Genomic DNA, 13,813 nt, shown 5'->3' on the forward strand with positions numbered 1-13,813 from the left:
ATGAGAAGCTCGCCCTTGCTCTCCGCTCAAGACAACTCGGCTCATAACGCCTCGCCGCTCATGCGGGCGCTCAGCCTCCGCGGCTACGATACGCTGACCGCCGTGCAGGACGCCGTGATCTCCGCCGAGAGCGGCCGCGACTTGCTGGTCTCCGCGCAGACCGGCTCCGGCAAGACGGTGGCCTATGGCCTCGCGCTCGGCGACACGCTGCTCGGGTCGGCCGAGCGCTTCGGAGCGCCCGGCCAGCCGCTTGCGCTGGTCGTCGCGCCGACGCGCGAGCTCGCGATGCAGGTCGAGCGCGAATTCGCCTGGCTGTTCGGCGAGGCCGGCGGACGCATCGTCGCCTGCGTCGGCGGCATGGACCCGCGCGCCGAGCGCCGCAGGCTCGACGCCGGCGCCCACATCGTCGTCGGCACGCCTGGCCGTCTGAAGGACCATATCGAGCGCAACGCGCTCGACGTCTCAGGGTTGAAGGCCGTCGTGCTCGACGAAGCCGACGAGATGCTGGATCTCGGCTTCCGCGAGGACCTTGAATTCATCCTGGAGACCACGCCTTCGGAGCGCCGCACGCTGCTGTTCTCCGCGACCGTGCCGGCCGCGATCGTCGCGATCGCCAGGCGCTTCCAGCGCGACGCGCTGCGCGTCGAGGCTGCGGGCGAGGAGGGCGCGCACGCCGACATCGAGCATCGCGCGATCCGCGTCATGCCGCGGGGGACCGACGCCGCCGTCGTCAACGTGCTGCGCCAGCAGGACGCCGCCGCCGCAATCGTGTTCTGCTCGACCCGCGAGGCGGTGCGTCGGCTGCACATGACGCTCGCCAAGCGCGGCTTCTCCGCGGTCGTGCTGTCCGGCGAGCTCAGCCAGAACGAGCGCAATCGCGCGCTGGAAGAAATCCGCGACGGCCGCGCCCGCGTGTGCGTCGCGACCGACGTCGCCGCGCGCGGCATCGACCTCGCCAATGTCGAGCTGGTGATCCACGCCGACCTGCCGCACGACGCCGAAGTGTTCCAGCATCGCTCGGGCCGCACCGGCCGCGCGGGCCGCAAGGGCGTGAGCGTGCTGCTCGCGCCGGCCTCGCGCCGCCGCAAGGCCGAGCTGCTGATGCAGGACGCCGGGATCACGCCCGTCTGGAGCGCGGCGCCCTCGGCGGATGAGATCCGCATGCTGGACCGCGAGCGGCTCGCCAACGATCCCGCGATGTCATCTCCCGCCGGCGAGCAGGAACTCGCCCGCGCCCGCGAACTGATCGAGGCCAAGGGCGCTGAGGCCGTCGCCGTCGCCCTGCTCAGGCTGCACGCCGCCCGCCTGCCTGAGCCGCATTTCGTGGAAGATCCCGGCGAGTGGTCCGCTCCCCGCGAACGACGCCCGGACAGGAATGGCGCACGCGAGGCCGATCGCGGACCGCGCGAAGCAGCTCCGCCGCGCCGCCGCGATGAGTTCGGCGCCGCCGTGTGGTTTCGGCTCAATGTCGGGCGCGCCCAGAACGCCGATCCCAAATGGCTGCTGCCGATGATCTGCCGTCGCGGCGGCGTCAATCGCGACGAGGTTGGCGCGATCCGGATCTTCGACAAGGACAGCAAGGTCGCGATCGCCGTCGAGGCAGCCGAGCGTTTTGCGGACGCCGCGCTGGGCGCGGGCAAGGGCGAAGTCCTGTTCACCCGCTCCGAGGCGCCTGCGGCGCAGGGGGCCAAGGAAGCCTACAAGCCGGCGCGTGAGCAAAAGCCCGCCGCGCCGCGGCCTCCGCGCGCTGAGGCGACCGAGGGCTGGTCGCCCAAACCGTGGCGCGACAAGCCGCGTCAGGCGAGGCCCGACTTCAAGCCGGCAGAGCCGCGCTTCGGCCAGGAGACGCCGGCAGGCGTAAAGCCGTGGGCGGCGAAACACCGGCCCGCCAAGTCGCGGCCGCCGCACAATGACGGCGCGAAGCGGTCGGCGCCGCGTTCTGCGGAAAAGGCGAAGCGCGCCCCGGCGCGTCGCGAAGGCCGTTCCTGAACGAAAAGCGCTCACGAAAACGCCCGGCGGAAGCCGCCGGGCGCGTTGCGATGAACGTCCGGCTGTTCAGGCCTTGGGCGAATAAAGCTGGCACCAGCCTTCCGGGCTGATCTTGCCGTCGACGGCGTTGCAGGCGTCCGGCGCTGCGAACAGGCCGCAGCCGGCGCACTTCTCCGAGCCCTTCGGGCTGTCCTGATACTTCGCGTCGGCCTGGCTCATCTTGGTCTGCGCCCGCGCCGGGCGCGACATGGCCAGGCACGCCACGCCCACGCTCGCCGCGGCGAAACCCGCGACCAATGCGCGGCGCGACACGCCGCTTGTCGTCTCCGCATTCATGCTGTCGTGCGCCGTGGCGGCGTCGTTTTCCGGCTTGCTCATCGTTCTTTCCTCCCTGTCGCCTCGGCTTCTTGTCCGATGGCTCACGGGAACGTGAGGCGCTCCGCAGACTTTTCAATCATTCTAATTCTAAATCATGAGATCGGCGTCGACATGGTCCTGAGAGGGAGCGGAGCGGCCCTTTGAACGGCGCGCAGTCCCTGGGCCGCCTCAAGAGCCGCCGCGCGTGAGGCGGCGCCGACCGTCAGTAATGCGGCGGGGGCCGGTCGACGGGCTCGGAACCGGAGACGGCTTCGTCGAGCCTCTCGGCGAGGTTGGTCGCCTCGCGCTTCAGGCGATCGATCGTCGCCCACTGTTCGGTCACCGTGCGATTGAGCGCTTCGATGGTCTCGTCCTGATAGGCGACGCGCTCCTCGAGAGCGTCCAAGCGTCGTGCAAGACGTTCGATCTCATCGGTCATGAGCTTCCCTCGCGCGCGTCAGCGGTTAGCATGGCGCCGCGCGAGCTTGAAACCGCGAACCCCACACGGAGCCGTCTTATGTCGCCCGTCGCATCCGCGCTCACCCTCGGCGTGCTTACGCTCTTCACCGTCGAAGCGGCAGCCGATCCGGTGACGCCGCGCACCATCACCGGCTATTCGGCGGCGGCCGCCGCTCAGCAGGGCAAGTCGCTCGAGGTGCCGGTCGGGCAGGGGCCCATGGAGGATGGCGCGCCGGCGGCGGCGGTGCAGGGATCGTCCGGCGGCCAGAGTTCGGGAGCCGCGGCCCCGAGCGCGCAAGCCGGCGCCGGCGGCGAGAGCGTCGGAGCGCCCGCCGCGCCCCGCAAGGTCCGCTATGGCCTGTTCGGGCTGAGCTGGCGCTCGCAGTAGACTTCTCTTTGCGGGCGCAGCCCTTAAGTGGAGGAAAACGTTCGACGGAGAAGACTCATGATGCGGCTTGTAGCGATCTCGCTCGCTCTCGGCCTGTCCACTTCGGCCTATGCCGCCAACGTGCCGGTCGGCGTGTGGCGGACGGCATCGGGCAAGGCGGACATCCGAATCTCTGATTGCCGCGGCGCGCCGTGCGCGACCTTAGCCTCTCTCAAGAAGCCCAACGACAAACAAGGCCGGCCGAAGCTCGACAAGCGCAATCCCGACCCCGCGCTCAGAAGCCGACCTGTCGTCGGGGTGTCGTTGCTGACCGAGATGAAGGCTGATGGCGAGGGCTGGAGCGGGACCTTCTACAACCCGGATGACGGCCGTTCCTATGCAGGCAAAATAGAAGCCGACGACGCAGACACGCTGAAGCTGCGCGGCTGCGTCGTCGGCTTTATTTGCAAGACGCAGGTGCTGAAGCGCGTCGAGTGACGCCGGCTCAAAGCCGGCCCGTTAGCAGCAGGATCAGCAGCACGATGAGGATGACGCCGAGGATGCCGCTCGGTCCATATCCGAAGCCGCGAGAATGCGGCCAGATCGGCACGACGCCGATGATGATCAGAACCAGAATGATGAGCAGAATGGTCGACACGGCCCGGCCTCTCTCGGTTTCGTGAGAGGCTAAACCTTCATCTATCGGGGAGGGTTCCACAAGGCCGCGCGCCGAACGAGGGGAGCGTTCAAGGCAGGGTCGAGGTTCCGTTGTTCGACGACGGCGCGGACAGGATGACCTTCAACCCCGGGCGATTGTCCTCGTAGCTCAACTCGCCGCCGAGCTGCCGCACCAGCGCGTCGATCATCCGCGAGCCGAAGCCGCGACGGCCGCCGGAGGAGGGGCGTCCGACGCCCTGATCGGCCACCGTCAGCCGGAAGTTCGCGCGATCCTCGACCAGGGTGATCGAGAGCGGACCGGCCTGGCCCTCATAAGCGTATTTGGTGGCGTTGATGATGAGCTCGGTCAGGACCAGGCCGAGGCTGATGGCGCGGTCTGTCGGTAGCAGCACCGGCGCGACGTTGAGCGTGATCTTCCGCGACCAGTCGGCGCCGAGCGACGAGGATATGTCAGCCGAAAGTTCTTCGAGATAGCGCGCCGCGTCGACGGCCTGCACCTGGTCGGCCCGGTAAAGCCGACGATGGACTAGCGCGACGGCCGAAAGACGCCGGCGCGCCTCCTCGAGCGCGGTCGAAAGCTCCGGCTGGTTGGAGCCGCGCGCCTGGAGCGCAAGAAAGCTCGAGACCAGTTGCAGGCTGTTCTGAACGCGGTGATTGACCTCGCCGACAAGAAATTCCTTCTGCTGAATCAGCAGGTCCTTCTCATCGATCGTCGTGAGCAGGCGCCTGTTGAGATCGCGCAGGCGGCGCGCCTGCCAGACCTCGATGACCGCCGCCCTCAGGCGGCCCGCGGCTTCGATCTCCGGTCCCGTCCAACGGCGGGAGCGGTTGCGCACCTGCTCGCGCCACGCTTCGAACGACGCCCGCGGCGCCAGGGTTTCGCCAGGCTGGAGGGACGCCGCCTTGTGGGGGTTTCCCGCCCATTCGACGATCTCGACCTCCTCCGCCCGGAACCACAGGACGATCCAGGGCTCGGCCGTCGACAGCGTGACGGCGAGCAGACCGGAGGCGTGGGTCCGCCAGCCTTCCGCCTCCGGCCAGACTTCGCTGAACCGATCCGTGGCGAAGACGGACTGCGCGCTGCGCGGCAGGGCCCATTCGGCGATCCTGCGGATGTCCGCCTCGGGCGGGCAGCGACCGTTCGTCAGCAGATCGCCCGCGCGCAGGACGGCGACGCCGTCGCCCCCGAAGGCGTGGCGGATCTCGTCGACATGGTTGGAGATCGCGCCGTCGAGCGAACCTTCGCGCGACAGCAGGCCGACGAGATCATCCTGGAAGCTGCGCAGCCGCACGCGTTCGCGGAACGCGTCGGTGTCGTCCTTGACGCGGATCTGTCGCGCGAAGGCGCCGCCGAGCGCCCTGCACGCGCTGCGCACGTCGTAGGGAATATGCTTCGCCGTCTCGTTGTGGCAGGCGACGAGCCCCCACAACACGCCATCGCGCACGATCGAGACCGAGGCTGAAGCCGCGACGCCCATGTTCCGCAGATATTGCAGATGGATCGGCGAGACGCTGCGGAGCGATGCGTCGCTGAGGTCGAGGTCGGACCCTTCGGGACGGATCGGCGCGGGCTCGTAGTCGATGTCGGGGATGACGCGGATCAGGTTGCGCAGATAGAGCGCGCGCGCCTGCCTCGGGATGTCGCTCGCGGGAAAGCGGTGGTTGAGGAACGAGCGCAGGTCTTGGCGCTTGTCCTCGGCCACGACCGACCCGGAATCGTCGTCGAGGAAGCGGTAGATCATCACGCGGTCGTAGCCGGTGAGCCTGCGGAACTCGGCGGCCGCGCGGGCGCATAGTTCATCGAAGGTTTCCGCGGCGTCGAACTGCACGGACGCCCGCTCGAGGTCCGTCATCATGATGCCGGGAGGGCCGCGGTCGGCCGGCGCGGGCTCGAGCTCGATGATCAGCTTGCCGTCCGCCGTATGAGCGCTGACGTCGAACGAGCCGCGCTCGCCGGTCGCGACGCCGACATATCCCGGTCCGTCGGCCGCGAGACCGCGGACGTTGGCGGCGATCGAGGCTGACGTGAAGTCCTGGAGCGGGCGTCCCACGAAATCGCTGACGCCGAGCATGCCGTCGACATCTCCGGCTGCGGCGACGACGGTCAGGCTCTCCGGATCGGCGACGAGGAGCACGCCATGCGGCTGGATCGCGCCGGGGATGTGGATCGGCTCGCGGTCGCAGAACTGTGTATTGAGCGTATCCAACCCGGCCGAAGTCCCCGCGATCCCCTGTTCTCGAACGGTATCTTACGACCTCGCGCTCCGCTAGATCATCCGTCCAGCGGCTGCGCGTCATCGCGACGAAAAAAAGCCTCGCCCGAGAGGGACGAGGCTTTTTCAGGATTTTCGGGCGGTTGATCAGCGCCCGAACGGCAGAGGGCGTCAGCCCGCGAGCTTCAGCCCGCCGTTCGGCGTGCGGATCTCGATGTCGACCTCGAGCGTCGCCAGCGTGTCGCGCGTGTCGGTCTTGATGCGCACGTTGTCGGGATGGATCGAGATGTGCCTCGCGATCACCGCCAGGATTTCGTCCTTGAGTTGGGCGACGAGGTCCGTGCGGCCGAACACCGCCCGCTCATGCGCGAGCAGGAGCTGCAGGCGTTCGCGCGCCGCAGGCGCCGAACTGCGCCGGGAGAAGAACTTCAGAACGCTCATGCCGCCCTCCGGCCGAACAGGCCCCCAAGGAAGCTTTTGCGCTCGCTCGGGACGGTCATCGGGATGGTCTCGCCGCGCAGCCGGCGGGCGGCGTCTAGATAGGCCCGCGCCGGCGCGGAAATCGGGTTCGCCAGCGTGACAGGCGAACCGAGATTCGACGCCTTCAGCACTTCCGGGCTTTCCGGGATGATGCCGAGCAGCGGGATCGACAGGATCTCGAGCACGTCGTCGACCTTGAGCATGTCGCCGCGCTCGGCGCGCACGGGATCGTAGCGGGTGAGAAGCAGCAGCTTCTCCATCTGCTCGCCGCGCTCGGCCTTCTCGGTCTTGGAGTCCAGCAGGCCGATGATGCGGTCGCTGTCGCGGACGGAGGAGACTTCCGGATTGGTGACGATCACGGCGAGGTCGGCGTGGCGCATTGCGAAATAGGCGCCGCGTTCGATGCCGGCAGGCGAGTCGCAGATGATCCAGTCGAAGCGACCCTTGAGGTCGTTGATGACCCGCTCGACGCCTTCGGCGGTCAGCGCGTCCTTGTCGCGGGTCTGGCTCGCCGGCAGCAGCGACAGCGTGTCCACCCGCTTGTCGCGGATCAGCGCCTGGTTGAGGTTGGCGTCGCCCTGCACGACGTTGATGAGGTCGTAGACCACGCGGCGCTCGGCGCCCATGACGAGGTCGAGGTTGCGCAGGCCGACGTCGAAGTCGATGACCACGACGTTCTGGCCAGTCTGCGCCAAAGCCGCGCCAAGGGCTGCGGTCGACGTCGTCTTGCCGACGCCTCCCTTGCCCGACGTGACGACCAGAACTTCAGCCATCTCAATCTCTCCCCAGAAGAACGATTAGAACGCGTCGCCGCGCAGTGTGTCGGTTCAGTCGAGCGCCGCGACGCTCAGCTTTTCGCCCTCGAGCCAGATCCGTGCGGGATTGCCCCGGAGGCCTTTGTCGAGGTCGTCGGTGGTCATGTAGACGCCGTCGATCGCCAGCAGCTCGGCGTCGAGCTTGCGGCAGAAGATGCGCGCCTTGCCGTCGCCGCCGGCGCCCGCGATCGCGCGGCCCCGCAGCGCGCCGTAGACGTGGATCGAGCCTGCAGCGACGACTTCTGCGCCGGACGCGACCGAGCCGCAGATCGTCACGTCGCCATGCGGGAAGGAGATGGTCTGGCCGGAGCGCACCGGCTGGTCGATGACGAGCGATGTCGCCTTGGGCGCGGGGGCTTCCGGCGCGGACAGCTCGCCCGCGGCGCGGCCGCCGATCGGCATGGCGAGCCTGGCGTAGGGGCCTTCGAGCGTCTTCGGATCGCAGCCTTCGACGCCGATGGTGCGGACGCCGCGCGCTTCGAGCTCGGTCAGCAGCAGGCCGAGCGCGCGGGCGGAAGGCTTCAGCGCCGAGACGTCGAGCACCACAGGCCGGCCGCCGAAGAAGCCGGGGGAGCGCGCGGTCAGCTCGTCGAGCTCGAGCAGCCAGTCGTCCGCCGGCGGCTCCGGCGCGAGCACGAGCGCCATGAAGGACCTGCCGCGGAAGCGGATAGGGCGGCGCTTCTGCGCCGCCGCGGCTTGGGACTTCGGGACGATCTGAAGGGCGGCTGACGACACGGATGGCGTCCCAAGACTTAGGTGGTTAACGAAGCGTTGCGTCGACCGAGTTGACCCCCGCTTGGTTAACGGCCCGTTAAAGCCCCGGCAAATTATGCCGAGCGGCGCGCCCGGCCGCCTTGCGCGCTTGCCTGCGCGCTCCGATCGGCCTACGCCGCCAGTGCCCTCCGGAGATCAGTGATGTCGCTCAGCCGATCCGCCCGCCTGCTGATCCTCGCCTTCGGGCTGGCGTTCGCAGGATCCGCCCATGCGGAGGACCCGGCCCTTTCGCGCGAGATGATCGTCGGCGATCCCGCGGCGCCGATCGGGGGGAATCCCAAGGGCGACGTCACGATCGTCGCCTACCTCGATTACAATTGCGGCTTCTGCAAGCGCTCGGCGCCGGCGCTCGACAAGCTCGTGAAGACCGACGGCAAGATCCGCCTCGTCTACAAGGAATGGCCGATCCTCGCGGAGAGCTCGGTCGCCGGCGCAAAGATCGCGCTCGCGGCCGCCTATCAGGGCAAGTACGAGACGGCCCACAGAGCACTCATGGCGCTGAAGGGCGCCAAGATCCCGCAGGCGACGATGCTCGATGCCGCCAAGAGAGCCGGCATCGACATGACGAGGCTGCAGGTCGACGCCACGACCCATGACGCCGACATCGTGGCGGCGCTCAAGCGCAACGACGCGCAGGCCAAGGGCATGCAATTCCGCGGCACGCCCGTTTATCTCATCGGTCCCCTCAAGATCGAGGCCGCCCTTGATTACGAAACGTTCCGCGACGCGGTGGCCCAGGCGCGGGCGCGGGCGAAGAGCTGACGGCCGGTCGCCAGAGCGGGGCTCGCCGCCAGACAGCGCCTTCACCCCGCGCGGGATGGCGAGTGACGTCAGGAGCGGTTTGGCAGGCGCATGACCGACGCCGCCAACCAGCCGCGAAAACGATGTTTTCCATACCGAATGTTCAGATTTCAACGGTCAAATAACGCCTGATCCAACCGGCATGGCGCCCTCATGCAGCCTGACGCTCCCCCGAATGCGTTCAGTCGACGTGGCCTCTACCCGCTGATCGGCGTGGTTCTGGTCGCGGTGCTGCTCGCGATCGGCTTCCTGATGAAGACGGCGGACGAGCAGGACGCCTTTGCGGAGCACCGCTCCCAGGCGATGGTCGAGGCGGCGATCCAGGACCGCTGGTCGCTGCTCGCGCGCACTCTCGAGGATTACGCTGACTGGGGCGAAGCCTATCGCCACCTTCACGTCGCCTTCAGCGAAGACTGGGCCTACCGGCAGGCCAATATGGGCGAGACGCTGAGCCGTCGGCTCGGCTTCAACCATGTCTTCGTCATCGGACCCGACGACGTTCCGCGCTACGCCGTCATCAACGGCGAATTGCGCGAACCCCTATCGGCGTTCAAGGCGATGGGCGGAGACCTGCTCGGTCTCGCCCGCCAGGCGCGATTGGCCGGCACGACGAACAAGACAGCCGTAAAGACAGGCGTAGCGATGGTCGGCGGCGATCCGGCTCTGGTCGCGGCCGGCGTGCTGTCGGTCGGCGGCGATCCGACCGTCATGCCCATCCCCGGGCCCGCCAGCGTCATCATCTTCGCGGAGCAGCTGTCGCCGACTTATCTCGCCAAGCTCGGCTCCGACCGCTTCGTCGGGGACCTCAGGGTCGCGCGTACGGCTGACGACCGCGCCGCCTCGCCGCGCAAGCGCCTCGTCGTCACCGGCACGGAAGAAGGCTTCGTGCTGCGCTGGAGCCCGGACCAACCGGGCGCGCGCTTCATGGCGACCGCGCTGCCGAGCCTGATCGGCGGAGTCTCCGCGCTCCTTATCGCCTTCGGTCTCATCCTGCGCATGTCGAGCCGGGCCGAACGCTTCGTCGCCTCCAGCGCGAAAAAGCTCGAACAGGCCTACAGGGACGCGGAGAGGCAGGCGCTGCACGATCCGACCACGGGGCTGCCCAACCGGGCGATGCTCGCGCGTCATGTCGAGACAGTGCGGGGACAGTCCGGCGCGGAATTCGCGATGCTGTTCCTCGACCTCGACCGGTTCAAGCCGGTCAACGACGCGCATGGCCACGCCGCCGGCGATCAGGTGTTGAGGGCGGTTGCGCGGCGGCTGACGAGCCGGGTGGGCCCCTGCAACCTGATCGCGCGCGTGGGCGGGGACGAGTTCGCGGCTGTGGTCGCCGAGACCGACCGCGGGCGGATAGAACAGCTCTGCGAACTGCTCATCAAGGACATCTCGGAGCCCATCAGGCATACCGGCGGCGAGGCCCGCATCGGGCTTTCGATCGGCGTCGTCCATGGGCCGGCGCGCGATCTCGATGTCGAGGAGCTGCTGCGCAGGGCGGACCTCGCGCTCTATCGGGCGAAGGAAAGCGGACGCGGCGTCTACTGCTTCTATCAGGACGAGATGAGCGAGCGGACGCGCAGCCGCCGCGCGCTCGAGGGCGAGCTCTGGAACGCGCTGGAGCGCGGCGAGCTCTACCTCGACTACCAGCCGCGCTACGACGCCCAGACGCTGCGCATGAAGCGCGTGGAGGCGCTGCTCCGCTGGCGCCACCCGGTTCGGGGCCTCGTCAGCCCAGGCGAATTTGTGCCGCTCGCCGAGGAATGCGGGCTGATCCTCCGGATCGGCGACTGGGCCATGCGCACGGCCTGCAAGCAGGCCGTCGCGTGGCCGGAGATCGGGGTGTCGGTCAACGTCTCCGCCGTGCAGGTGCGCGGCGGCGGTCTCGTCGAAGCGACCTCTGCGGCGCTCGCGGAAAGCGGACTTGCTCCGGAGCGCCTGGAGATCGAGCTTACCGAGGGCGTCCTGCTCGAGGACGCCGCCCGCGCCCGGAACATGCTGCTCGACCTGAAGACGCTCGGCGTCCGGCTCTCCATGGACGATTTCGGCACCGGCTTCTCCTCGCTCGGCTATCTCCGCAACTTTCCCTTCGACGCGATCAAGATCGACCGGGGCTTCGTGGCCGATCTTGGGACGAACGGCGACGCGCGGGCGATCGTGCAGGCGATACTCGGGCTTGGCCGCGCGCTTGGCCTCTCAGTCACCGCCGAGGGCGTGGAGACCCGCGAGCAGCTGGCGCTGCTCCAGCTCGACCGCTGCAACGAACTGCAGGGCTTCTATCTCGCCCGGCCGCAGGCGCCGGAGTCGATCACCGCTCTGCTGAAGGCGGAGGATCCGAGCGCAGCTCGGCCAGTCCCGCCGCCGGCTCCGCCGATCCGGTCCGTCAATCTAGGAAAATAGTCATTGACAGCGTGACGCTGTTCGGGTAGGGTTATCCCATGCTCCGAAATTGCGTCACGCACCGGCCGCCTGGCTCGAAGGCGGACGAGGAGGCTGTCATGACGCCTACGCCGAAACGAGCCGCCCCGCGGATCGACGCCGCCCGCCGCGAGGAGGCCCGGCGCCTGTTCGAGACATCCGAGATTCCCCAGGTCGACATAGCGGCGCGCGTCGGAATCCTGCCGGCCTCGCTGACGCGCATGGCGAAGAAGGACGGCTGGATCCGTTTCGAAAAAGGAAAGCGGGCGCAGACGGTTCGTCGCATCCGCGCGCGTGTCGAGCGAGAAATCGAGGCGGTCGAAGGCGTGCTTGAAAAGGCTGGCGCTCTCGGTGGCGCCGACAGCGCGGCTCGAACGCTTTCGACCCTCGTGCGGACGCTCATCGAACTGCAGAAATATGACGAGGACGCGGCTCGCCGCAGCCGCGTGAAGCCTGAGGACGAGGATGTCGCTCCCGCCGATCTTGACGCCCTCCGCGATGCGCTTGCGGACCGTCTTGAGAAGCTGCGGCGCGAAAACGGTTGAACCGTTTCTCCATACGCTTGTCGCGTATGAGAGTTCATTCCTAACGAACGAATGGGCCGTCTGGGGCCGGGACGACCAGCTGCCGCCCGGCGGCGACTGGACGACCTGGCTGCTGCTCGGCGGCCGCGGGGCCGGCAAGACTCGCGCCGGCGCCGAATGGGTGCGCGCCGCAGCGTTGGGCCGCGGCGCGTGTTTCTCAGGACGTCCCGCCGGGCGCATCGCGCTCGTCGCCGAGACCTATGCGGACCTGCGCGAAGTGATGATCGACGGCGTCTCCGGCCTGCTCGCCGTGCATGCGCCGGACGAGCGGCCAAGCTGGGAGGCGAGCCGTAAGCGGCTGGTCTGGCCGAACGGAGCGATCGCGCAGGGGTTTTCGGCGGAAGACCCGGAAGCCCTGCGCGGGCCGCAGTTCGACGCCGCCTGGTCGGACGAGATCGGCAAATGGCGGCGGGCGGAGGAGACCTGGGACATGCTGCAGTTTGGACTGCGCCTCGGCCGCGACCCTCGGCAGGTGGCCACCACGACGCCGCGCGCGGCGCCGCTGATCAAGCGGCTCCTCGCTGACCCCCGCACCACGGTGACGCGAGCCGCGACCAGCGCCAACGCTCCGAACCTCGCGCCGAGCTTTCTGCAGGCGGTCGTCGGGACCTATGCCGGGACGCGGCTCGGCCGGCAGGAGCTCGACGGCGAGTTGCTCGAGGATCGCGAGGACGCTCTTTGGACCCGTGAGACGATCGAGCGCGCAAAGATCCTCGTCCCGCCGGAGCTCACGCGCATCGTCGTCGCAGTCGATCCCCCGGCCGGTGGCGTGCGCTCGGACGCCTGCGGGATCGTGGCGGTTGGGCTGGGCGCGGACGGCCGCGCCTATGTGCTTGCGGATGAGACGCTGCACGCCTCGCGGCCGGATGTCTGGGCCTCGCGCGCCGTCGCCTTGTGGCGGAGGCTCGAGGCCGACGCGCTGGTCGCCGAGGTCAACCAGGGCGGCGACATGGTGCGCGCCGTGATCGCTCAGGCCGACGCCGAGATCCCTGTGATCGCGGTGCGGGCGACGCGCGGAAAATGGCTGAGGGCGGAGCCGGTGGCGGCGCTCTACGCACAAGGCCGCGTGCGCCATGTCGGCGCTTATCCCGAACTCGAGGACGAGATGGCCGTCTTCGGGCTCGACGGCCTCTCGAACGGCCGCTCCCCCGATCGCGTCGACGCCCTGGTGTGGGCGGTCACGCACCTCATGTTGTCCGCGAAGGGCAGGGGCCCGCGGGTGCTGGCGTTGTGAGGTGGCCCGCGGTTTGCCTATTTTCTCGCTGAACCAGTCGCTCGCCTATTTGAGAAGAGCGGGTCGCTGTTCGGATCGCTCCTTAACGGTTAGTAAAAGCCTCAATGGTCAGCATGTCGGTCACGGACGAAACGCCGGAGCGTCGCGCATGAGTAGCGGACTCATCGTGGTGAAAGCCGCATATGACGCGGAAGCGGGCGTGTGGTTCGTCGAGACGAGCGACATCCCCGGCCTCAATCTCGAAGCCGCGTCGGTCGAGGAACTCGTCGAGAAGCTGCCGCCGGCGATTCACGATTTGCTCGAAAGCGACGGCGACGGTCCGTTTCGCACCGGCGACGTCGCGATCGAAGTGATCGCTCACGCTAGCACCCGGCTGACGTTCGACCTCGCGGCGTGAATGGTTTTGGTCGCGCGATCCGCGACATGCTCGCGGCCGCTGGCTGCGTCTTCCTGCGCCATGGCAAGGGCGATCACGACATCTGGTCGAGCCCGATCAGCGGACGAACGTTCACGGTCCCCGTGAACATCCAGTCGCGGCATACGGCGAACAAGATCCTGAAGGACGCCGGGCTGCCGAAGGCGTTCTGAGCGCGTCCCTCGAACACGCAAATCCAGCCGGGCCCTCGCGCCCGGCTTTTTCATGTCCTCGC

General features: G+C 68.4%; 16 protein-coding genes. 9 read left to right on the forward strand and 7 right to left on the reverse strand.

What is annotated here, in order from left to right; all coding sequences use genetic code 11:
• Positions 1 to 60 precede the first annotated feature (60 nt).
• Entirely contained in the window at positions 61 to 1,989 is a 1,929-nt protein-coding gene (locus tag EYR15_RS13750; protein ID WP_131004243.1) for a DEAD/DEAH box helicase, read from the forward strand.
• Between the two features lie 66 nt (positions 1,990 to 2,055).
• On the opposite strand, the gene EYR15_RS13755 is transcribed toward EYR15_RS13750, so the two are convergent.
• Positions 2,056 to 2,367 (reverse strand): hypothetical protein, encoded by a 312-nt coding sequence (locus tag EYR15_RS13755; RefSeq protein ID WP_131004134.1) that lies wholly within the window; start codon positions 2,365 to 2,367, stop codon positions 2,056 to 2,058.
• Positions 2,368 to 2,569: 202 nt separating this feature from the next.
• Complete coding sequence (locus tag EYR15_RS13760; RefSeq protein WP_131004135.1) at positions 2,570 to 2,785, reverse strand: SlyX family protein; 216 nt, start codon at positions 2,783 to 2,785, stop codon at positions 2,570 to 2,572.
• 78 nt (positions 2,786 to 2,863) lie between these two features.
• Between EYR15_RS13760 and EYR15_RS13765 the strand changes: the two genes are divergently transcribed.
• Positions 2,864 to 3,193 (forward strand): hypothetical protein, encoded by a 330-nt coding sequence (locus EYR15_RS13765; RefSeq protein WP_131004136.1) that lies wholly within the window; start codon positions 2,864 to 2,866, stop codon positions 3,191 to 3,193.
• Positions 3,194 to 3,250: 57 nt separating this feature from the next.
• Positions 3,251 to 3,670, forward strand: a complete 420-nt coding sequence (locus tag EYR15_RS13770) for a DUF2147 domain-containing protein (protein ID WP_131004137.1) — start codon at positions 3,251 to 3,253, stop codon at positions 3,668 to 3,670.
• Between the two features lie 7 nt (positions 3,671 to 3,677).
• On the opposite strand, the gene EYR15_RS13775 is transcribed toward EYR15_RS13770, so the two are convergent.
• The 5 genes from EYR15_RS13775 to minC form a co-directional block, all read right to left on the reverse strand.
• Entirely contained in the window at positions 3,678 to 3,830 is a 153-nt protein-coding gene (locus tag EYR15_RS13775; protein WP_131004138.1) for a DUF3309 family protein, read from the reverse strand.
• A gap of 88 nt (positions 3,831 to 3,918) precedes the next feature.
• On the reverse strand, positions 3,919 to 6,057 hold the full coding sequence (locus EYR15_RS13780) for a histidine kinase dimerization/phosphoacceptor domain -containing protein (RefSeq protein WP_131004139.1): 2,139 nt from the start codon (positions 6,055 to 6,057) through the stop codon (positions 3,919 to 3,921).
• 177 nt (positions 6,058 to 6,234) lie between these two features.
• A complete protein-coding gene (gene minE / locus EYR15_RS13785) occupies positions 6,235 to 6,504 on the reverse strand; it encodes a cell division topological specificity factor MinE (RefSeq protein ID WP_131004140.1) in 270 nt (89 codons plus the stop codon).
• The gene (gene minD, locus EYR15_RS13790) at positions 6,501 to 7,316 is read right to left on the reverse strand and encodes a septum site-determining protein MinD (protein WP_131004141.1); all 816 of its coding nucleotides are present in this window, start codon (positions 7,314 to 7,316) and stop codon (positions 6,501 to 6,503) included. Before minD ends, minE begins: the two co-directional genes overlap by 4 nt.
• 54 nt (positions 7,317 to 7,370) lie before the next feature.
• Positions 7,371 to 8,093 (reverse strand): septum site-determining protein MinC, encoded by a 723-nt coding sequence (minC, locus tag EYR15_RS13795; protein WP_131004142.1) that lies wholly within the window; start codon positions 8,091 to 8,093, stop codon positions 7,371 to 7,373.
• A 180-nt stretch (positions 8,094 to 8,273) separates the two neighbouring features.
• Here minC and EYR15_RS13800 point away from each other — a divergent pair, with 180 nt between their 5' ends.
• From EYR15_RS13800 to EYR15_RS13825, 6 genes are all read left to right on the forward strand, one after another.
• Positions 8,274 to 8,894, forward strand: a complete 621-nt coding sequence (locus EYR15_RS13800) for a DsbA family protein (RefSeq protein ID WP_131004143.1) — start codon at positions 8,274 to 8,276, stop codon at positions 8,892 to 8,894.
• Between the two features lie 192 nt (positions 8,895 to 9,086).
• Positions 9,087 to 11,327: a putative bifunctional diguanylate cyclase/phosphodiesterase gene (locus EYR15_RS13805; RefSeq protein ID WP_131004144.1), complete on the forward strand. Its 2,241-nt coding sequence runs from the start codon at positions 9,087 to 9,089 to the stop codon at positions 11,325 to 11,327.
• 98 nt (positions 11,328 to 11,425) lie between these two features.
• Positions 11,426 to 11,890, forward strand: coding sequence for a hypothetical protein (locus tag EYR15_RS13810; protein WP_131004145.1), 465 nt, complete (start codon positions 11,426 to 11,428; stop codon positions 11,888 to 11,890).
• Positions 11,844 to 13,163, forward strand: coding sequence for a DNA-packaging protein (locus tag EYR15_RS13815; protein WP_131004146.1), 1,320 nt, complete (start codon positions 11,844 to 11,846; stop codon positions 13,161 to 13,163). Before EYR15_RS13810 ends, EYR15_RS13815 begins: the two co-directional genes overlap by 47 nt.
• Positions 13,164 to 13,311: 148 nt before the next feature.
• A complete protein-coding gene (locus EYR15_RS13820) occupies positions 13,312 to 13,560 on the forward strand; it encodes a DUF1902 domain-containing protein (protein WP_131004147.1) in 249 nt (82 codons plus the stop codon).
• Positions 13,561 to 13,586: 26 nt separating this feature from the next.
• Positions 13,587 to 13,751, forward strand: a complete 165-nt coding sequence (locus EYR15_RS13825) for a type II toxin-antitoxin system HicA family toxin (RefSeq protein ID WP_131004244.1) — start codon at positions 13,587 to 13,589, stop codon at positions 13,749 to 13,751.
• The last annotated feature ends 62 nt before the right edge of the window (positions 13,752 to 13,813 follow it).

It is taken from the genome of Hansschlegelia quercus (genome assembly GCF_004310425.1).
Classification (GTDB): Bacteria; Pseudomonadota; Alphaproteobacteria; order Rhizobiales; family Methylopilaceae; genus Methylopila; species Methylopila quercus.

Excerpts from the sequence above, each read along its gene's own strand:
- EYR15_RS13750 (WP_131004243.1), top strand. The coding sequence starts at position 61 with ATGCGGGCGCTCAGCCTCCGCGGCTACGATACGCTGACCGCCGTGCAG.
- EYR15_RS13755 (WP_131004134.1), bottom strand. The coding sequence starts at position 2,367 with ATGAGCAAGCCGGAAAACGACGCCGCCACGGCGCACGACAGCATGAAT.
- EYR15_RS13760 (WP_131004135.1), bottom strand. The coding sequence starts at position 2,785 with ATGACCGATGAGATCGAACGTCTTGCACGACGCTTGGACGCTCTCGAG.
- EYR15_RS13765 (WP_131004136.1), top strand. The coding sequence starts at position 2,864 with ATGTCGCCCGTCGCATCCGCGCTCACCCTCGGCGTGCTTACGCTCTTC.
- EYR15_RS13770 (WP_131004137.1), top strand. The coding sequence starts at position 3,251 with ATGATGCGGCTTGTAGCGATCTCGCTCGCTCTCGGCCTGTCCACTTCG.
- minE (WP_131004140.1), bottom strand. The coding sequence starts at position 6,504 with ATGAGCGTTCTGAAGTTCTTCTCCCGGCGCAGTTCGGCGCCTGCGGCG.
- minD (WP_131004141.1), bottom strand. The coding sequence starts at position 7,316 with ATGGCTGAAGTTCTGGTCGTCACGTCGGGCAAGGGAGGCGTCGGCAAG.
- EYR15_RS13800 (WP_131004143.1), top strand. The coding sequence starts at position 8,274 with ATGTCGCTCAGCCGATCCGCCCGCCTGCTGATCCTCGCCTTCGGGCTG.
- EYR15_RS13805 (WP_131004144.1), top strand. The coding sequence starts at position 9,087 with ATGCAGCCTGACGCTCCCCCGAATGCGTTCAGTCGACGTGGCCTCTAC.
- EYR15_RS13810 (WP_131004145.1), top strand. The coding sequence starts at position 11,426 with ATGACGCCTACGCCGAAACGAGCCGCCCCGCGGATCGACGCCGCCCGC.
- EYR15_RS13815 (WP_131004146.1), top strand. The coding sequence starts at position 11,844 with ATGCGCTTGCGGACCGTCTTGAGAAGCTGCGGCGCGAAAACGGTTGAA.
- EYR15_RS13820 (WP_131004147.1), top strand. The coding sequence starts at position 13,312 with ATGAGTAGCGGACTCATCGTGGTGAAAGCCGCATATGACGCGGAAGCG.
- EYR15_RS13825 (WP_131004244.1), top strand. The coding sequence starts at position 13,587 with ATGCTCGCGGCCGCTGGCTGCGTCTTCCTGCGCCATGGCAAGGGCGAT.